Origin of the sequence: Amycolatopsis sp. NPDC050768 (genome assembly GCF_040654155.1) — a bacterium.
Taxonomy (GTDB): domain Bacteria; phylum Actinomycetota; class Actinomycetes; order Mycobacteriales; family Pseudonocardiaceae; genus Amycolatopsis.
Window position 1 is genome coordinate 150,343 of record NZ_JBFAHL010000016.1, and the last position, 18,675, is coordinate 169,017.

Here is an 18,675-nt window from a genome sequence, read left to right on the forward strand (position 1 = left end):
CCGCGCTACCACTCGATCCCCCGCTGCCCCTTCTGGCCCGCGTCCATGGGGTGCTTGACCTTCGTCATCTCGGCCACCAGGTCGGCGGCCTCGACGAGTTCCGGCGGCGCGTAGCGGCCGGTGATCACCACGTGCTGGTGCCCGGGCCGGGAGACCAAAGTGGACACCACGTCGTCGACCTCGAGCCAGCCCCACTTGAGCAGGTAGGAGAACTCGTCGAGCACGTAGAAGTCGTGCGTCTCGGCGGCGAGGCGGCGCTTGATCTCGGCCCAGCCCTCGCGCGCGTTGGCGGCGTGGTCTTCGTCGGTCCCGGACTTGCGCGTCCAGCTCCAGCCCTCGCCCATCTTGTGCCACTCGACGGGCCCGCCCTCGCCCGTGTCGTCGTGCAGCTTCCCGAGCGCGCGGAACGCGGCTTCCTCGCCGACGCGCCACTTCGCCGACTTCACGAACTGGAACACCCCGATCGACCAGCCCTGGTTCCACGCGCGCAGCGCCATGCCGAACGCGGCGGTCGACTTGCCCTTCATCTCGCCGGTGTGCACGGCGAGCAGAGGGCGGTTGCGGCGCTGTCGCGTGGTGAGCCCGTCCTGCGGGACGACGGCCGGTTTCCCTTGCGGCATCAGGCAGCCCTCCCGGTGCGTTCGCGGACGGCCGAGGCCAGCGTCTCGGCCGCGACCTCGGCGAGTGCCACATGCTCGGCGCCGAGGTGCCCGGCCAGCTCCGCCGCCAGCCCGAGGCGCATCCGGCCGCTCTCGCAGTCCATCACGATGGTGGTGACGCCGGCCAGCAACCCCGCCGCGGCCTGCGAGCGTGCGACGGCGTCGGCTCCGCTCGTGGCCCGCCCGTCCGTGACGAGAACCAGCAGCGGACGCCGGCGCGGATCGCGGATCGCCTCCACGCGCAGCACGCGCGCGGCTTCCAGCAGCCCTTCCGCGAGCGGCGTGCGGCCGCCCGTCGGCAGTCCTTCCAGCCGCGCGGCCGCGGCCTCGACGCTGATCGTCGGCGGCAGCGTGAGCTCGGCCGAGTCACCACGGAAGGTGACGAGCCCGACCTTGTCACGCCGTTGGTAGGCGTCCAACAGCAGCGACAGCACCGCCGTCTTCACTTCGCGCATCCGCGTGCGCGCGCCCATGGAGCCCGACGCGTCCACGCAGAACAGCACGAGGTTGCCTTCGCGCCCTTCGCGCAACGCGAACCGCAGATCCTGCGTACGCACCAGCAGCCCGGGACCGCTGCGGCCACGGGACCGCTGGTGCGGCGCGGCGGCACGCATCGTGGCGACGAGGTGCGGCCGGCCGTCGCGGACGCTCGGTGGCTGGACCCCGATCGTGCGGCCGGTGTCGGTGATGGCCCGCGACCGGCGGCCACGCTCGCCTTCGCCGGTTCCCTTCACGCGGAACACGCGCGCCCGGAACGTCTCGCCGGAACCGACCGTGTTCTGCGGTCCGGAACCCGTCCCCTCGCCCGGTTGCTGCTGCGGTTGCTGCTGGGGCGGCGCCGGCTGGTCCCCCGGCGGCTGCTCACCTTCGGCGCTCGGGGACCCGGAACCCGAGCCGGGACCGTCGTCCTCCGGGCCAGGACCGGGATCCTCAGGCGGTTGCGCGTCCTGCAACGCCTGTTCCAGCTGCTCCTCGGAAATCCCCGGCGCGTCGAACGGGTTGCGGCGGCGCCGGTGCGGCAACGCGAGCCGCGCGGCCACGCGCACGTCCTCGGTGGTCACCTCGTTGCGCCCGGCCCACGCCGCGTGCGCGACGGCCGTGCGCGCCGTGACGATGTCGGCCCGCATCCCGTCCACCTCGAACGACGCGCACACCTCGGCGATCTGCCGCAGCGCGTCGTCGGGCAGCTTCACCGCGGGCAGAAGCCGTTGTGCCGCCTCGATGTCCGCGGCCAGCGCCGAGTCTTCGGCGGCGTACGCGGCCGCAAACCCGTCGGGATCCGCCTCGTACGCGAGGCGCCGGCGGACCACCTCCACGCGCTGCTCGGGCTCTCGGCTGGACGCGACCTCGACCGTCAGCCCGAACCGGTCCAGCAGCTGCGGCCGCAGCTCGCCTTCCTCGGGGTTCATCGTGCCGATCAGCACGAACCGCGCCGCGTGCGACACGGACACGCCCTCGCGCTCCACGGTCGCGCGGCCCATCGCGGCGGCATCGAGCAGGGTGTCGACGAGGTGGTCGTGCAGCAGGTTGACCTCGTCCACGTAGAGCAGGCCCCGGTTCGCCGCGGCCAGCAGACCCGGCTGGTAGTCCGTGACGCCCTCCGACAGCGCCTTCTCCAGGTTCAGCGACCCGACGACCCGGTCCTCCGCCGCGCCGACGGGCAGCTCCACCAGCCGCGCCGGCCTCCGGTGCGCGGGCGCGCCCGCGGGGTGCGGACCGTCCGGGCAGACGGGGTCGGGCGCGGCGGGATCGCACGAGAACCGGCAGCCGTCCACCACGTCGAGCTGGGGCAGCAGACCGGCGAGCGCACGCACCATCGTCGACTTCGCCGTGCCCTTCTCGCCCCGCACCAGCACGCCGCCCACGGCGGGTGAGATCGAGGACAGGATCAGCGCCAGGCGCAGGTCCGGCATCCCGACGACGGCGGTGAACGGGTACGGCTTCAAGAGCTCTCCTCGTGGTCGGCGTCCGGCCGATCATCGCACAGGAAACGCGTCGTCTAGCGTGGGTGAACGTGCGCGAAAAATCACCCCTGTTCGTGGTCGGCATCGGGGCCGACGGCTGGCCGGGATTGGCCGAGCGGGCGCGGAAAGCCGTGCTCGAAGCCGACGTCGTGCTGGGTGCGCCGCGGCAGCTCGCGATGCTGCCCGAAGGCGTCCGCACGCAAGCCTGGCCGAGCCCGTTGCTCCCGGCGCTCGACGACGTCCTCGCCGCGCACGCCGGGAGTCGCGTCTGCGTGCTGGCCAGCGGCGATCCCCTGCTCTCAGGCATCGGCACGACCCTGCGCGACCGCGGCCACGAGATCGACGTCCTGCCCGCGCTTTCGTCGGTGACGCTGGCCCGCGCGCGGCTCGGCTGGTCGTTCGAGGAGACCGAGGTGGTCACTGTCGTCGGGCGCGCCGTGGACCGCGTGGCCCGGGTGCTCGCGCCGCGCCGGAAAGTGCTGGTGCTGGGCGCGAACGCGGCCGACCTGCGGGAGCTGCTCCGGACCCGCGGCTACGGCGAGTCCACCCTGACCAGTCTCGAAAACCTCGGCGCCGAAGACGAGCACATCGAAGACGGCTGGATCGGCGAACCCGGCCCGCTCACCGTGTTCGCCCTGGTCTGCGCCGGCCCCGCGCTCCCGCTCACCGGACTGCCCGACAGCGCATTCGAGCACGACGGCCAGCTCACCAAACGCGACGTCCGCGCGTCCGCCCTCGCCCACCTCGCGCCCGTCCCCGGCGAGCTGCTCTGGGACGTCGGCGCGGGTGCGGGCAGCGTCGGCATCGAATGGTCCCGCGCGCACCCGCTCAACCGCGCGATCGCCGTCGAACGCGACCCCGCGCGCGCCGAGCGCATCACTCGCAACGCCGCCACACTCGGTGTCCCCGAGCTGCGGGTGGTCACCGGCCCGGCCCCCGACGCACTGGCGACCCTGCCCCGGCCCGACGCCGTCTTCATCGGCGGCGGCCTCACCGTGCCCGGCCTGCTCGACGCGTGCCTCGCCACGGGTGCCCGCGTGGTCGCCCACGGTGTCACGCTGGAAGCAGAACAGATCCTGGCGAACGCCTACGCGAGCCGGGGTGGTGAGCTGACGAGGATCACCGTCGACCACGCGCAGCCGCTCGGCGGGTTCACGGGGTGGACCCCGTCGCGCACCGTGACGTCCTGGAGTTCGAGATGACCGTTCACTTCATCGGCGCCGGCCCCGGCGCGGCCGACCTCATCACCGTCCGTGGCCGCGACCTGCTCGCGCGCTGCGGTGTGTGCCTGTACCCGGGCAGCATGACGCCGACCGACCTGCTCGCGTACTGCGCGCCCGAGACCGAGCGCGTCGACACGGCCAACCTGAGCCTCGACGAGATCGTCGAACGCCTGATCGCGGCCCACCACGCGGGCCACGACGTCGCGCGGCTGGTGTCCGGCGACCCGTCGCTCTACAGCGCGGTGGCGGAAACCGTGCGCCGCCTCGACGCCGCCGGCGTGCCCTACGCCATCGTCCCCGGCGTCCCCGCGTTCGCCGCGTCGGCCGCCGTGCTGGGCCGTGAGCTGACCGTGCCCGGCATCGGGCAGAGCCTCGTGATCACGCGCGCGCAAGCGCGGTCGACGGCGTTGCCCGAAGGCGAGACGCTGGCGAACTTCGCTCGCAGCGGCACCACACTCGCGTTGCACCTGGCCATCAACCACATCGAGCGCGTCACCGAGGAGCTCGTGCCGTTCTACGGCGCCGGCTGCCCCGCGGCCGTCGTGGCGCTGGCGAGCCAGCCGGGCGAAACCGTCGTGCGCGGCACGCTCACCGACATCGCCGCACGGGCGCGCGAAGCGGGAATGACGCGCGCGGCCACCATCTTCGTCGGCCAGGTGCTCGCCGCCGGAGGATTCCCCGACAGCTTCCTGTATTCGAGCACCCGAGACCGCGCGAGCCAACCGGAGTCACTGTGACAGACCTACGCTGGGGCCTGCTGGCCGCCGGATCGATCGCCGCCGACTTCGCGACCGGCGTCGAGCTCAGCAAACACGGCACGCTGGAAGCCGTCGCCGCCCGCTCGGCCGACCGGGCGCGCGAGTTCGCCACCCGCTTCGACATCCCGAAGGCCTACGGCTCCTACGGCGACCTGCTCGCCGACCCGGACGTCGACGCCGTCTACATCGCCACGCCGCACCCGATGCACGCGGAGTGGGCGATCCGCGCCGCCGAAGCCGGCAAGCACGTGCTGTGCGAGAAACCGCTCACGGTCACCGCGGCCGAGGCCGAGAAGGTGATCGACGCGGCGCGCCGCCACGACGTCTTCCTCATGGAGGCGTTCATGTACCGCCTGCACCCGCAGACGCGCCGGCTCGTCGAGCTGATTTCGTGCGGCGCGATCGGTGAGGTCCGGGCCGTCGACGTCTCGTTCAGCTTCGACACCGGCGCCAACGACGCCCCTCGCCTGGCCGACCCGGCGCTCGGCGGCGGCGGGATCCTCGACGTCGGCTGTTACTGCACGTCGCTCGCGCGGCTCGTTTCGCAGGCGGCGACCGGCATCGACGTCGTGGAACCCACTACCGTCACCGGGATGGCGCGGCTGACCGACCGCGGCGTCGACGAGTTCGCGATGGCCCTGCTGCGGCTGCCGGGCGACATCATCGCGCAGCTGTCCTGCGGCTACCGGCTCACGCAGGACGACCACATCCGGATCTACGGCACCACCGGGCAGATCCACGTGCCGAAACCCGCCTGGCTGCCGCAGATGCGCCGCGCGACGTCGTCGCAGATCGTGCTGACGCCGGCGGGCGGCGAGCCCGAGGTGATCGAGATCGAGGCGACGCAGAGCGTGTTCGCGCGCGAGGCCGACCACGTCGCCGCCCACGTGGACAACCGGCAGGCACCCGAGCTGACCTGGGCCGAGACGCTCGCGAACATGCGCACGCTCGACCGCTGGCGCGCGGCCGTCGGCTACGGCGGATGACCGTGCTGGTCCTCGGCGGCACGGCCGAGGCGCGGGCGCTCGCGGCCGAACTGCACTCGCGCGGGGTCGCCGTGGTGTCGTCGCTCGCCGGGCGGGTCGCCCGGCCGCGGCTGCCCGTCGGCGAAGTGCGGGTCGGGGGTTTCGGTGGTGTCGAAGGGCTGTCCGCGTGGCTGCGTGAGCACGACGTGGCGGCGGTTGTCGACGCGACCCATCCGTTCGCGGAACGCATTGGTACCAACGCTTTCGCCGCCACCTCGGCCATCGGCGTGCCGCTGCTGCGGCTCGCCCGGCCCGGTTGGCAGCCCGCCGAAGGCGATCGCTGGCACTGGGCCGATGACCTCGGCGCCGCCGCCGGACTGCTGCCCGGCCTCGGCTCCCGCGTCTTCCTGACCAGCGGACGACAGGGGCTCGCCGCGTTCGCCGAGCTCGACGCGTTGTGGTTCCTCATCCGCTGCGTCGACCCGCCCGAGCCGCCGTTGCCGAGGCAGCACCAGGTCCTGCTGAACCGCGGACCGTACGAAGTGGACGGAGAACGCGCGCTGCTGGCCGAGCATCGCATCGACGTCCTCGTCACCAAGGACAGCGGCGGCCCGATGACCGCCGCGAAGCTCACCGCCGCCCGCGAGCTTGGCCTGCCGGTGGTCGTCGTGCGCCGCCCGGCGCGCCCGGCCACCGCCGAGGTCGCGGGGGTCGCCGAAGCCGTGGAATGGGTGCTGCACCGATGATCGACGAGTTCTACGAAGTTCTTCGCCGCCGCCGCGACGTCCGAGGCGAGTTCACCGGCGAGCCGATCGACGACCCCGTGCTCACCCGCGTGCTCGAAGCCGCGCACGCCGCGCCGAGCGTGGGCCTGAGCCAGCCGTGGGACTTCGTGCTCGTGCGCGACCCCGCCACGCGCGCGGCGTTCGCCCAGCACGTGCACGACGAACGCGACGTGTTCGCGGCCGAACTGGCAGGCGAACGCGCCGACACGTTCTCCCGCATCAAGATCGAGGGCATCCGAGAGTCGACCCTCGGCATCGTCGTCACCTACGACGCCGAACGCGGCGCGCCCGCCGTGCTGGGCCGGCACGCCATCGCCGACGCCGGGCTGTACTCCGTCTGCCTCGCCATCCAGAACCTGTGGCTGGCCGCGACCGCCGAGGGCCTCGGCGTCGGCTGGGTGAGCTTCTACCGCGAGCCGTTCCTCGCGTCGTTGCTCGGCATCCCGGCCGGAATCCGGCCTGTGGCCTGGCTCTGCGTCGGCCCCGTGACCGCGCTGGCCGAGGTCCCGGACCTCGAGCGCCACGGCTGGCGCACCCGCGCGCCGTTGGCCAACGCCGTGCACCACGAGCGCTTCACGCCCCGTGACGAGGGGTGTGCGTAGCCCCTTCAGCCGACCGGATAGCTTTCCCGGATGCGTCCGATTGCCGTAGCGCTGGGGTTGCTTTCGGCGCTGTGCGCCCTGGCTTATCCGTTCCTGCCCGTCGTGCAGGACACCGCGCAGGTCGGCTGGCCCACCGGCTCCGACACCCGGTCCGTCAACGCGCCCTTGACCGGGTACTGGGCCCAGGACCTCGAGGCCGAGATCCCGTGCGCCACGGTCAAGTCGCTCGACGCGCGCACGAACGGTCCCGCGCTGCTGTTCGCGACGGTGCCGGACGGGCGCACCGACCCGCGCGCCGGCAACGGCGTCGGATTGCAGCTGCGCGTGGACAACGGCGTGCTGCTCGCGTCCAGCCAGGGCCAGCAGATCGCGCAGCAGCCACTGCCACCGGCCGGCTGCACGGTGACGCTGAAGTCGGACGCCACGCAGATGACGCTCGCCGTCGCGGGCACGACGGTGTTCCACACGACCGGCGACGTCCGCCCGCGCGTGGTCGGCATCTACTCCTCGATCAGCTCCGCGAAGGACCCGATCTCGGGCCTGCACGTGACGGTCGTGCCGGACACCCGCTACCAGACTTCGCCGACGGCGTTGAAGATCGGCGTCGGCATCCTCGGCGTGCTCGCGTTCATCGCCTGCCTGATCGTGGTGTGGCGCATGGACTCCGGGTTCGCCCGTCGCGCGCCGCGGTGGGCTCCCGTGGGCTGGTGGCGCCTGACCGGCCGCGACGCGACGGTGATCCTCGCGCTCGGCGCGTGGGTGTTCATCGGACCGGTGACCTCGGACGACGGCTACATCCTCACGATGGCCAGAGTCACGGAGTCCACGGGCTTCCTGACCAACTACCACCGCTGGTTCGGCGTCGCTGAGGCGCCGTTCGGCTGGTTCTACCACCTCTACGAGCTGATGACGCACGTCAGCACGGTGCCGCCGTGGATCCGGCTGCCCTCGTACCTGGTGGGCGTGATCAGCTGGCTGCTCATCAGCCGCGAAGTGATGCCCCGGCTGGGCACGCAGGTGCGCGGCAGCCGCGCGGCCGGCTGGGCCGCGGCGGCCGTGTTCCTCGTCTGGTGGATGCCCTACAACAACGGCGTGCGGCCGGAACCCGTGGCCGCGCTGGGTTCGCTGCTCGCGATCTGCGCCGTGGAACGCGCGTTGGTGACGCGCCGCCTGCTGCCGCTGTGCCTCGGCCTCACCGCGGCCGCGTTCACGCTCGCCGCGACGCCGACGGGGCTGATCGCGGTGGCGCCGTTCCTGGTGGCCGCGCGGCCGTTGTTCAAGCTCGTGCGCCAGCGCGCGGCCGGTGGCTGGCTCCCGATCCTCGCGCCGATCGCCGCTTCGGGGCTGCTCGTGCTCGTGGTGGTGTTCGCGGACCAGACGTTCGCGACCGTGCAGGAGGCCACGCGCATCCGCACGCAGGTGGGGCCGAACCTGTCGTGGTTCCAGGAGCTCGCGCGCTACCAGCTGCTGTTCGAGAACCTGCCCGACGGGTCCGCGCCACGCCGGTTCCCGGTGCTGCTGGTGGTCCTGTGCACGGTGACGTGCCTGGTCGTGCTGCTGCGGCGCGGCCGGATCCCGGGCGCGGCACTCGGACCGAGCCGGCGGCTGATCGGCACCACCGCGTTGTTCTTCCTGCTGCTGGCCCTCACGCCGACGAAGTGGACGCACCACTTCGGCGCGTTCGCGGCTGTCGGGGCGTCGATGGCCGCGTTGACCGCGTTGGCGACGAGTTCCACCGTGCTGCGCTCGAACCGCAACCGGGCAACGTTCGTCGCGGGGCTGCTCGTGGTGGGCGCGCTCGCCGCGACGGGACCCAACACGTACTGGTTCGTCTCGCGCCTGGGCGTGCCGTGGACCGGGCTCGCGCCGTCGATCGCCGGGATCCCGCTGTCGACGATCCTGCTGGTGGCCGCGGCGATCGCGGGGATCTACGCGTTCGTGGAGAACATCCGCGCCCACCGCCCGGGCGCGCCCGCGCCGCAGGAAAAACGCGGCCGGTCGCTGCGGCTGGGCTCGCTGTCGCTCGTGGTCGTGTGCGGCTTGGTCGCGTCCGGCGAGTTCTACACGATGGCGGCGGCGATCTACATCCAGCGCGGCAGCTACAGCCTGGGCGCCGCCGACTTCGGGCACCTGTTCGGCAAGAGCTGCAACCTGTCCGACCACGTGATGGTGGAGACCGACGCCGCGAAGAGTGTCCTGCACCCCCAGCCCGAGCAACGGACCGTGCCGGCGAAACAGGAAGAGTCGCCGCTGCCGAACCCGGACCAGGGCAACGGCCAGGTCCAGACCGGCTTCCACACGCGTCCCACCGAAGAGGACGACCCGCTTTCCGAGCCCCCGCACGGCTTCACGCCCGACACCGTGCCGATGTGGAGCAGCTACTTCGAGCAGAACCGCGCGGGCCGGCTGCGCAGCGAGTGGTACGCGCTGGCCGACAAACCCGCCGACGGCCAGATCGTGATCGCGACGGCGGGCCAGCCGCGGCGTCCCGCGTCGGTGAGCCTCGACTACGGCGTGGTGACGCCCGACGGCGTCAAGGTGCTGCGCAGCCAGTTCGCCCTCCCGCCGGGCGCCGGCACCGGCGGCTGGAACGACACCCGCATCAACCTGCGCGACCTGCCGCCGCAGACCACGTCGGTGCGCGTGGACATCGTCGACAACGACCTCACCGAGGACGGCTGGATCGCCGCGTCCGCCCCGCGCGTGCCGACCTTCACCACGTTGACGGACAAGCTCGTGGGCAAGTCCGTGTACATCGACTGGCCCGCGTCGTTCGTCTACCCGTGTGCGAACCCCGTGACCTCCCGCGACGGCATCTCGCAGGTCCCCGACTACCGCATCACGGCCGGCGCACTGGCCGACGAGGCGGAATGGGCGTCGGCCACCAACGGCGGGCCGATCGGCTGGCTCGAGGAGGTGGCGAAGGAACCCGAGGTGCCCAGCTACCTGATCGGCCAGCCGAGCCAGTCGTGGGGCCAGCTGCTGCAGGTGGAACCGTTCAGCGAAGGCATCGCGCCCACGGTGCAGCACGGCCGGAAGACGGTGTGGGGCTGGTGGTCTCCGGGTCCGGGGCCGGCACAGCCGAACGGGAAGGACCCGACGCGCTGACCCTCACGCCTTGACCGTCTCCTGTGGACGGTCCTCGTGGTGCGGTTCGGTCAGCCCGCGGGCCGCGACCGCGGCGAGCACCGGCAGCACGGCCAGCGACAGCAGCGCCCACTGCAGGCCCGCCGCGTTCGCGAGCACGCCGACCGCGGGCGCGGCCAGCCCGCCGACGCTCACCGCCAGGCCGAGCGTGACGCCGCTGGCCGTGCCGTGGCGGTGGGGCAGGTAGTCCTGGCCGAGCGTGACGTGCAGGGAGAACGGGACGTAGGTGGCCACGGCGGTCAGCGCCACCAGCGCGTACACCGCGGGTCCGGGCACGAGCGCGACGCCGGCGACGGCGGGAATCGCGACGAGGTACGCCACGCGCAGGGTGCGGATCCGGCCCCAGCGCTCGGCCAGCACTCCGCCGAGCAGGGTGCTCGCGGCGCCGGCGCCGAACAGCACGACCAGCGCGGTCTCACCCGCCGTCGGACCAGCGCCGACCCGTTGCGCGACCCAGATCGCGAGGAACGTGCTCAGCCCGAACGTCACCATCGAGCGCGCGACGACCACGATCGTCAGCCGGGCGAACTGGCGCCAGTCGTCGCGGCCGGCCACAGCGGCGCGGCTCGCGGCGGCGCCGGGAGCCCGCAGCTTCCGCAGCACGGCGACGGTGAGCAGGCCCGCGGCAAGCGCCGGGACCGCCAGCAGCGGGGTCGCGCCGAGCCCGCCGAGGTGCAGCACGGGCGTGACGAGGATCGGGCCGAGCGCGAAACCGACGTTGCCGCCCAGGGAGAACCAGCTCATGCCGACGTGCCCGCGTCCCGCGACCCGGCGGGCCAGCCGCGCCGATTCGGGGTGGTAGGCGGCGACGCCGAGCCCGGACAACGCGATGGCCAGCCACGTGAGCGCGTACGAGTTCCCGAGACCGGACAACCCGATGCCGGCACCGGCGACCGTCATGCCGGCCGGGACGAGCCAGGGCAGCGCCCGCAGGTCGGTCAGCACGCCGAACAGCGGCTGCACCACCGACGACAGCAGCGTCGCGGCCAGCGTGATGCCGGCCGCGGCGAGGTAACCGTAGGAGCGCTCGGCCACGAGGAACGGGACGAGGGCCGGCACGGCGCCCTGGTAGAGGTCGTCGACCGCGTGGCCGACGACGAGCATCACCATCGGCCACCGGGAGTTCGCTGAAGTCATGCGGAGATCGTTGCGCCGGACCAGGGGTTCCCGATTCCGCTATTCTGCCGACCTATGTCGATTTCTCGCCATCTGCCCGCGGCGCCCACCTCGAGCCGCGAGCTGGAGACCGCCGAGCCGGTCGCGGCGCACTGGCACGACGAGAACCAGGTCGTCTACGCGAGCCGCGGCGTGCTCGCAGTACACACGGAAACCTCGCGGTGGATCACGCCGGCCCACCGCGCGCTGTGGGTCCCGGCGGGCACCGTGCACGCCCACCGCGCGTACGGCGTCACGCGGATCCACTTGGTCGGCCTCGCCCGCGCGTTCAACCCGCTGGGCCTGGTCGAGCCGACCGCGCTGGCGGTCTCCCCGTTGCTGCGGGAACTCCTCGTCGCCTACACCGTGCTCGCCGACGATCGCGACAGCCCGGCCGGGCGGCGGATGCGCGCGGTGCTGCTGGATCAGCTCGCCGCCGCCGAGGAGCGGCCGGTACGCGTGCCGGAAGCCCGGGATCCGCGCCTGGCCGCGGTCTGCCGGCTGCTGGAGGCCGACCCGTCGGACTCGCGCGGACTCGACGCGCTGGGCCGCGAGGCCGGGGCGAGCGGGCGCACGTTGACGCGGCTGTTCCGGCAGGACACGGGCATGACGTTCCCGCAGTGGCGCACCCAGCTGCGGCTCTACCACGCGCTGCGGCTGCTCGCCGAGGACACGCCCGTGACGACCGTCGCGCGCGAATGCGGCTTCGCGACGGCGAGCGCGTTCATCGACGTGTTCCGGCGGTCGCTCGGGCACACCCCGGGGTACTACCTGCGCGGCTGAGGGCGGGCCGGTGGACGGCCGGAGCCGATCGCGGCTAGGTTCGAAGCGTGTCTGATACTCCCCGCCTGCCCGGGTTGACGTTGGCCGAAGCGGACCAGCTGGTGAACACGGCGCACGCCGTCGCCGCCGAGCGAGGGTTCGCGCCGCTGGCGGTCGCCGTCCTCGACGTCACCGGTGAGGTGATCGCGCTGAAGCGCGCCGACGGCGGCACGCCCGTGACCAGCCGCGTCGCCGTGGCCAAAGCCCGCACGGCGCTGCGCATGCTCAAGCCCTCCGGCGAAGTCACTCTGCCCGGCGAGGTCGTCGGCCCCCTCCAGCACGTCTACGGCGGCGACTTCGTCGCGCGCGCCGGCGGCATCCTCGTCACCGACGGCGACGTGGTCGTCGGCGCCATCGGTGCGTCGGGTGCGCAGAGCGCGCAGGACGAAGAAGCCGTGCGCGCCGCCGTCGAACAGCTGCAGCCTCACGCGTAGGTGCGCGGGGTCCAGACGACCGTCGTGCCGTCCGGGCCCTCCTGCGCCACCGTTTTCGACGAGCCCACGATGAGCAGGCACCGCATGTCCACAGTGGACGGATCCAGCTTGCCCAGCGTGGTCACCGTGATCCGCTCCTCCGGCCCGCCCACGTCACGGGCCACGACGACCGGGGTGGCCGGTTCGCGGTGGCGCAGCAGGACTTCCCGCGTGGTGGCCAGCTGGGTCGTGCGAGTGCGTGAAGCCGGGTTGTACAGCGCCAGCACCAGATCGGCCGCGCCCGCAGCGTCGAGGCGGCGTTCGATGACGTCCCACGGCTTGAGGCGGTCCGAAAGGGACAGCACGCAGTAGTCGTGACCCAGCGGCGCGCCGACGCGGGAAGCGGCGGCCTGCGCGGCCGTCACCCCCGGGACGATGCGCACGCGCACGCCGGCGCCTCGACCGGCGGCGACCTGTTCCAGCACGGCGGAGGCCATGGCGAACACGCCCGGGTCGCCTGAGGAAACCACGGCAACCCTCGCCCCGGAAGCCGCCAGCTCCAGCGCTTCCACCGCACGGTCGGCCTCGACGCGGTTGCCCGACGCGTGCCGCTCCTGGCCGGCGCGCTGGGGCACGCGGGCGACGTACGGGCCGTAGCCCACGATGTGCTCCGCCGCGGCCAGCTCGGCCGACGCTTCGGGCGTCAGCCACTCCGGACCCGCCGGGCCGAGGCCGACGACCACGACCTCGCCGGTGCCGGAAACCGGCTTCGCCGCCGGAGGAACCACCGCCGGCTCACCGTCCACCCGGGACGCATACGCCGGGCTCGGCAGCAACGCCAGCGAGAAGTACGGCACCGTCGACGGATCGACGTCGGCGAGCGGCTCGATCCGCTGCTCACCCCACGTGGCGCGCTCGACGTACCACGCGTCGTCCAGCTTGCCCGCCTCCGCGAACGCCTCGCGGACGGCACCGAAGGTGCGCCCCAGCTTCAGCACGGCCGCGGCCTGCGTGTCGGCCAGCCGGCGCGCCAGCTCGGGCGCCGGCAACGTGCCCGGCAGGACCGTGAGCACCTCGTCGCGCTGCACCAGTGGACGGCTGAGCACCGACGACGCCGCGCTCACCGACGTCACGCCCGGCACGACCTCGGCCTCGAAGCGACCGGCGAGGCGCTCGTGCATGTACATGTAGGAGCCGTAGAAGAACGGGTCGCCCTCGCACAGCACGACCACGTCGCGTCCGGCGTCGAGGTGCTCGGCCAGCTTTTTCGCGCTCAGCTCGTAGAAATCGGCGATCGCGCCCTCGTAGCCGCCGGGGTGGTCGGTGGTCTCCGTGGTGACCGGGTAGACCAGCGGCTCCTCCAGCTGGCCCTCGCGCAGGTACGGCGCGGCCACCGAACGCGCGATGCTGCGGCCGTGGCGCGCGCTGTGGTAGGCGATCACGTCGGCCTCGCCGATCAGCCGCGCGGCCTTCACCGTCATCAGTTCCGGGTCGCCGGGGCCGAGCCCGACGCCGTAGAGCCGGCCGGTCATTCGACCACGCTCGCGATCGCGTTGACGGCCGCCACGGCCATCGCGCTGCCACCCCGGCGCCCCTGCACCACGAGGTACGGCGCCGGAGCCCGCTTCGCCAGTTCCACTTTGGACTCGGCCGCGCCGACGAAACCCACCGGCACGCCGACGATCGCGGCCGGCGCCCCGACGCCTTCCTCGAGCAGCTCCAGCAGGCGGAACAACGCCGTCGGCGCGTTGCCGATCGCCACCACCGAACCCGGCAGCCGGTCGCGCCACAGCTCCAGCGCCGCGGCCGACCGCGTCGTGCCCATCCGCTCGGCCAGCCCCGGCACGCTCGGGTCGTCGAGGGTGCAGACGATGTCGTTGGCCGCGGGCAGCCGCTTGCGCGTGATGCCGCTGGCGATCATCTTCGCGTCGCACAGCACCGGCGCGCCCGCCTCGAGCGCCGCCCGGCCGGCCTCGACGACGTCGAGGGAGTAGCTCAGGTCGTCGACCAGGTCGACCATGCCGCAGGAGTGGATCATCCGCACCGCGACGCCGGCGACGTCGTCCGGCAGAATCGCCAGGTCCGCCTCCTCGCGGATCGTGGCGAACGAGTGCCGGTAGATCTCGGCACCGTCGGCCAGGTAGTCGATCACGGGTTTTCCTTCCTCACCAAGGAGTCCGCCAGGCGGGACGCCGCCAGCAGGCGTCCGCCGACACGGTAGCCGCCGGCTTCGGCGACCACGTCGAGGTGGGGGCCCGACGGCCGCCCGCAGCGCCGTGCACAGCCCGCCACGTGGGCGCGGACCCCGGCCGGGACCAGGCGCGCGGCGTCGGCGCGCACGTCGGCCAGCGACTTCGCGCAGCCGGGGCGGCCGATGCAGGCGGTGATCTCCAGCGCGGCGGGGTCGGTGCTCAGACCGGCCGCGTGCAGGCGCGCGGCCGCGTCCGGTGCGGCGTCCGGCAGCACGATCGACCGCCACGGTGTGACGACGGCGAGGTCGGCGAGGTCGGCGAGAATCCGCAGCTGCGCGGCCGTGAGCTGCCCGAACCGGGGCGCGACACCGACGCCGTGGTCGCCGAGCGGCCCGACGGTCGGGTCCACGCGCACCGGGCGCTCCACCGGCTCCGCCTCCGATCCCCGGGGCAGCAGCACGGTGGGATCAGGGAGCTCCGCGATCCGCCAAGCCGTCTCCCGCTGTGCGGCGAACTCACGCGCGACAGCCAGCAACGCGGCCACAGCTTCGTCACGCGGCACGGGCCAGCCGGTGTCCACGCCAGCGAGCAGCACCGTGCCCGCGTCGGACGTCACCGCGCGCCAGCACACATCGGCGCCTTCGCCCGCGACGTCACCCCGGCCGTCGTCGAACGCGAACAGGAACCGCCCCGGCAGCTCGGCCAGCTCCGGCTCGGCGCACAAGGCCACGTCCAGCTCCCCCGCCAGCCCGCGGACGTCGGCGGTCCCGCCGTGCACCCCGCTCAACGGCGAGGCCAGCACGTTGCGCACCCGCTCGTGCGTCGGCGAAGGCAACAACCCGGCAGCCATGAGCCTCGACGCGAGACCGGGCCGTGCCACCCCACGCAGCTGGACGTTGCCCCGCGAGGTGAGGTGCACGTCGCCGTCACCGAGGTCTTCGGCGCAGGAAGCCAGCACCCGCAACCGCTCCGCGGAGACGACCCCACCGGGCAGGCGCACGCGGGCGAGCGGTCCGTCCGCCGCGTCGTGCGTGGCGAAGACCCCGGGGCAGGCGTCGGCGCGTACGCGGGCAGGGCTGGACATGCCGCTCACTGTAGCTGGCTGCGGATTAAGCAGACTTGCGATCGTATGTAGTAGGTGTGCTACATTTCGTCGCACACAAACGATGGGGGTGGATTCGGTTTGAGGAATCCAGAGGAAGTCGTGCTGCGGGTCGAGGACCTGCGCATGAGATACGGCACCAACGACGTACTCCACGGCGTCGACTTCAAGGCCTACCGCGGCGAAGTGCTCTGCCTGCTCGGGCCCAACGGCGCCGGCAAGACGACCACGATCGAGATCCTCGAGGGTTTCCGGATGCGCTCGGCGGGCGACGTCGAGGTACTCGGCACCGATCCCGCGCGCGGCGGTGAGGACTGGCGGGCACGGCTGGGGGTCGTGCTCCAGTCCTGGCGTGACCACGGGAAATGGCGCGTGCGCGAGCTGCTGGCGCACCTCGGCGAGTACTACGCGCCGTACTCGACCGACACGATCCGCCGCCCGTGGGACACCCGCGAGCTGATCGACGCCGTCGGGCTCACCCCGCACGCGGACAAGAAGATCCGGCAGCTCTCCGGCGGGCAGCGGCGCCGCCTCGACGTCGCGATCGGCATCGTCGGCCGGCCCGAGCTGCTCTTCCTCGACGAACCGACGGCGGGCTTCGACCCCGAGGCACGGCGCGAGTTCCACGACCTCGTGCACCGGCTGACCGACGACGAGGACACCACGATCCTGCTCACCACCCACGACCTCGACGAGGCCGAGAAGCTGGCCGACCGGATCCTCATCCTCAACGGCGGCCGGATCGTCGCCGACGGTTCCGCCGACGAGCTCAGCCGCCGGATCTCCGGCGAGGCCGAGGTGCGCTGGTCCGTCGACGGGCAGCACTTCGTGCACTCCACCACGGAGGCCACGAAGTACGTGTTCGAACTCTTCAAGCAGCACGGCGAAGCCGTGGCCGACCTGGAGGTCCGCCGCGCGTCCCTCGAGGACACCTACATGACCCTGGTGCACCGCGCCGAGGCCGGACTCGTGGGAGCGGGTGTGTGATGACTGCGATGACCACGCCGATGGCGTTCGCCGCGGCCGCGAAGCGAAGGGCCCTGCGCAGTGGGTTGCGCCGCGGGCTGACCGAGTTCCGCCAGCAGTGGACCAACCGAGACGACGTGCTCGGCCAGGTGGTCTGGCTGGTCCTGATCCTGACCACGCTGTTCTTCATGCGCAACGCGCACCTGCCCGGCACGTCGTTCTCACTGGGCACCGCGACCGTGCCGAGCGTGCTCGGCGCCGGGATAGTGTTCAACGGCCTTTCGGGCGCGGCCGGCCAGCTCGTGATCGACCGCGAGGACGGCACGCTGCTGCGCGCCAAGGCCACGCCCAACGGCATGCTCGGCTACCTGCTCGGCAAGATCGTGTCGCTCTCGCTCATGCAGGTGGCCGGCCTGGTCGTGGTGCTGGTGCCGTGCCTGTTCCTGTTCTCCGGGCTGGCCGCGGACGGCGTGTGGTCGTGGCTCAACCTGCTCTGGGTCCTGGTGCTCGGGCTGCTGGCCACGCTGCCACTGGGCGCCGCGATCGGCTCCCTCATCCGCGACCCTCGGGCGATGGCCCTGGTCATGCTGCCGGTCACGGGCCTGACCGCGATCTCCGGCATCTTCTACCCGATCACGGCCCTGCCGGTCTGGGTGCAGGGCATCGCCCAGGTGTTCCCGATGTACTGGCTCGGCCTCGGCATGCGCTCGGCGCTGCTGCCGGACTCGGCCGTGGTGGTGGAGATCGGGCAGTCGTGGCGGCCCTGGTGGACCCTCGGCGTGCTGGTCGTGTGGGCCGTGATCGGATTGGCGCTGGCCCCGGTACTGCTTCGGCGCATGGCGCGGCGGGAATCCGGGTCGTCGGTGGCCGAACGACGGGAGAGGGCACTGCAGCGTGTGTGATCCGCGGTGAGCGAGAACGTCTACAACCGCATCGCGGTGCTGCGCGCCGAGCGCGGGATCTCGCGCCGGCAGCTGGCCGACGCGCTCGGCGTGCACTACCAGACGATCGGGTACCTGGAACGCGGCGAGTACAGCCCGAGCCTCTACCTGGCCCTGCGGATCGCGGAGTTCTTCGAGGTGGCCGTGGAGGTGCTCTTCTCCACCGAGCCGTTCCCGCGGATCGGCGACCGGTCGGCGTAGAACGGATGGGGTGACCGCCCATCTGCACGCCGCCGAGGACTTCATCGACCACCTCTCGCCGGAGGCCAACCGCTACAAGGCCTCCGGCGAGCCCGACGTCGTGAGCTGGACGCGGCCGCAGCGCAACCACACGCAGTGCGCCTCGTTCCAGACCCAGCTGCTCAAGCACGTCTACGACTGGGCCGACGACGAGTTCTTCACCACCCATTTCCGCTCGGTGAGCCCGCCTTCACGCACATACCGGTGGGTCTTCGAACAGCGGCAAGTGCCGCACTTCGCACGCGTGGACACCGTCGCCGACCTGCGTCCCGGTGATCTCGTGGTGATCGACTACGGGCACCGCCGGCCGACGAACACCGGGCACATCGCGCTGGTGCGGGGCACGCCCGTCGTGGACGAGGCCAAGTCGTACGTCGTGCCCGTGGCCGATTGCACCGCCGACCCGCACGGCACATCGCCGGACTTCCCCGACAGCCGCTCCCCCGCGGGGCAGGGCGCCGGTTACGGGCACCTGGTCGTACACGCGTCGCCGGATACAGGCGGGTTCGCGGGTTACGCGTGGAGCGTCACGGCCCAGCGGTCCCACCCCGTGGCCGAGCGGCCGATCGTGGCCGTGCGCGTGGTCTGAGACGTCACCTTGACGCGGGCTCGCACGCCCGTGAGAGTGAGTGGCGAACCACGCGTCGGCAGGTGGAGGAACCCGGTGAGAGTCCGGGACGGTCCCGCCACTGTGACCCGGAGTGATCCGGGGAGCCAGGAACTCCCGCCGGCGCGACCGAC

Annotated in this window: 18 protein-coding genes and 1 riboswitch; of the genes, 12 read left to right on the forward strand and 6 right to left on the reverse strand. The window is 72.7% G+C overall.

Going from position 1 to position 18,675, the window contains the following annotated elements; all coding sequences use genetic code 11:
- Positions 1-5: 5 nt before the first annotated feature.
- Together cobO and AB0H62_RS37115 are read right to left on the reverse strand one after the other, a co-directional pair.
- A complete protein-coding gene (gene cobO / locus AB0H62_RS37110) occupies positions 6-620 on the reverse strand; it encodes a cob(I)yrinic acid a,c-diamide adenosyltransferase (protein WP_220243165.1) in 615 nt (204 codons plus the stop codon).
- Positions 620-2,605: a putative cobaltochelatase gene (locus AB0H62_RS37115; RefSeq protein WP_220243166.1), complete on the reverse strand. Its 1,986-nt coding sequence runs from the start codon at positions 2,603-2,605 to the stop codon at positions 620-622. Before AB0H62_RS37115 ends, cobO begins: the two co-directional genes overlap by 1 nt.
- A gap of 68 nt (positions 2,606-2,673) precedes the next feature.
- Here AB0H62_RS37115 and cbiE point away from each other — a divergent pair, with 68 nt between their 5' ends.
- Genes cbiE through AB0H62_RS37145 form a run of 6 tightly spaced genes read left to right on the forward strand, consistent with a single transcriptional unit; the run spans position 2,674 to position 10,064 of the window.
- Entirely contained in the window at positions 2,674-3,825 is a 1,152-nt protein-coding gene (gene cbiE / locus AB0H62_RS37120; RefSeq protein ID WP_360591307.1) for a precorrin-6y C5,15-methyltransferase (decarboxylating) subunit CbiE, read from the forward strand.
- A complete protein-coding gene (locus AB0H62_RS37125; RefSeq protein ID WP_360591309.1) occupies positions 3,822-4,583 on the forward strand; it encodes an SAM-dependent methyltransferase in 762 nt (253 codons plus the stop codon). The genes cbiE and AB0H62_RS37125 overlap by 4 nt, the downstream gene beginning before the upstream one ends.
- Positions 4,580-5,590: a Gfo/Idh/MocA family oxidoreductase gene (locus AB0H62_RS37130; RefSeq protein ID WP_220243169.1), complete on the forward strand. Its 1,011-nt coding sequence runs from the start codon at positions 4,580-4,582 to the stop codon at positions 5,588-5,590. Before AB0H62_RS37125 ends, AB0H62_RS37130 begins: the two co-directional genes overlap by 4 nt.
- A complete protein-coding gene (locus AB0H62_RS37135) occupies positions 5,587-6,315 on the forward strand; it encodes a cobalt-precorrin-6A reductase (protein ID WP_360591311.1) in 729 nt (242 codons plus the stop codon). Before AB0H62_RS37130 ends, AB0H62_RS37135 begins: the two co-directional genes overlap by 4 nt.
- Entirely contained in the window at positions 6,312-6,956 is a 645-nt protein-coding gene (gene bluB, locus AB0H62_RS37140) for a 5,6-dimethylbenzimidazole synthase (protein WP_360591313.1), read from the forward strand. The genes AB0H62_RS37135 and bluB overlap by 4 nt, the downstream gene beginning before the upstream one ends.
- A 30-nt stretch (positions 6,957-6,986) precedes the next feature.
- On the forward strand, positions 6,987-10,064 hold the full coding sequence (locus AB0H62_RS37145; RefSeq protein WP_360591315.1) for an arabinosyltransferase domain-containing protein: 3,078 nt from the start codon (positions 6,987-6,989) through the stop codon (positions 10,062-10,064).
- Positions 10,065-10,067: 3 nt separating this feature from the next.
- Here AB0H62_RS37145 and AB0H62_RS37150 read toward each other — a convergent pair whose 3' ends face one another.
- Complete coding sequence (locus AB0H62_RS37150; protein ID WP_360591316.1) at positions 10,068-11,240, reverse strand: MFS transporter; 1,173 nt, start codon at positions 11,238-11,240, stop codon at positions 10,068-10,070.
- 54 nt (positions 11,241-11,294) lie between these two features.
- Between AB0H62_RS37150 and AB0H62_RS37155 the strand changes: the two genes are divergently transcribed.
- Positions 11,295-12,041 carry a helix-turn-helix transcriptional regulator gene (locus AB0H62_RS37155; protein WP_360591318.1) on the forward strand — a complete coding sequence of 249 codons (747 nt, stop codon included), beginning with the start codon at positions 11,295-11,297 and terminating at the stop codon, positions 12,039-12,041.
- Between the two features lie 47 nt (positions 12,042-12,088).
- Positions 12,089-12,514 carry a heme-binding protein gene (locus AB0H62_RS37160; protein ID WP_255638328.1) on the forward strand — a complete coding sequence of 142 codons (426 nt, stop codon included), beginning with the start codon at positions 12,089-12,091 and terminating at the stop codon, positions 12,512-12,514.
- Here the strand turns inward: AB0H62_RS37160 and AB0H62_RS37165 are convergent.
- Genes AB0H62_RS37165 through AB0H62_RS37175 form a run of 3 tightly spaced genes read right to left on the reverse strand, consistent with a single transcriptional unit; the run spans position 12,505 to position 15,769 of the window.
- A complete protein-coding gene (locus AB0H62_RS37165) occupies positions 12,505-14,025 on the reverse strand; it encodes a precorrin-2 C(20)-methyltransferase (protein ID WP_360591320.1) in 1,521 nt (506 codons plus the stop codon). The two genes, AB0H62_RS37160 and AB0H62_RS37165, sit on opposite strands and share 10 nt — an antisense overlap.
- Positions 14,022-14,645 carry a precorrin-8X methylmutase gene (locus tag AB0H62_RS37170; RefSeq protein ID WP_360591322.1) on the reverse strand — a complete coding sequence of 208 codons (624 nt, stop codon included), beginning with the start codon at positions 14,643-14,645 and terminating at the stop codon, positions 14,022-14,024. The genes AB0H62_RS37165 and AB0H62_RS37170 overlap by 4 nt, the downstream gene beginning before the upstream one ends.
- Positions 14,642-15,769, reverse strand: a complete 1,128-nt coding sequence (locus AB0H62_RS37175; RefSeq protein WP_220243176.1) for a precorrin-3B synthase — start codon at positions 15,767-15,769, stop codon at positions 14,642-14,644. The genes AB0H62_RS37170 and AB0H62_RS37175 overlap by 4 nt, the downstream gene beginning before the upstream one ends.
- Before the next feature lie 144 nt (positions 15,770-15,913).
- Here AB0H62_RS37175 and AB0H62_RS37180 point away from each other — a divergent pair, with 144 nt between their 5' ends.
- From AB0H62_RS37180 to AB0H62_RS37195, 4 genes are read left to right on the forward strand one after another with little or no spacing between them, the layout of a single operon-like run.
- Positions 15,914-16,774 (forward strand): ABC transporter ATP-binding protein, encoded by an 861-nt coding sequence (locus AB0H62_RS37180; protein WP_360591407.1) that lies wholly within the window; start codon positions 15,914-15,916, stop codon positions 16,772-16,774.
- Positions 16,774-17,655, forward strand: coding sequence for an ABC transporter permease (locus tag AB0H62_RS37185; protein ID WP_220243177.1), 882 nt, complete (start codon positions 16,774-16,776; stop codon positions 17,653-17,655). The genes AB0H62_RS37180 and AB0H62_RS37185 overlap by 1 nt, the downstream gene beginning before the upstream one ends.
- A gap of 6 nt (positions 17,656-17,661) precedes the next feature.
- Positions 17,662-17,895 carry a helix-turn-helix transcriptional regulator gene (locus AB0H62_RS37190; RefSeq protein WP_220243178.1) on the forward strand — a complete coding sequence of 78 codons (234 nt, stop codon included), beginning with the start codon at positions 17,662-17,664 and terminating at the stop codon, positions 17,893-17,895.
- Between the two features lie 10 nt (positions 17,896-17,905).
- Positions 17,906-18,523 carry a hypothetical protein gene (locus AB0H62_RS37195; protein ID WP_220243179.1) on the forward strand — a complete coding sequence of 206 codons (618 nt, stop codon included), beginning with the start codon at positions 17,906-17,908 and terminating at the stop codon, positions 18,521-18,523.
- 65 nt (positions 18,524-18,588) lie between these two features.
- Positions 18,589-18,658, forward strand: a riboswitch (cobalamin riboswitch).
- Positions 18,659-18,675: the final 17 nt, after the last annotated feature.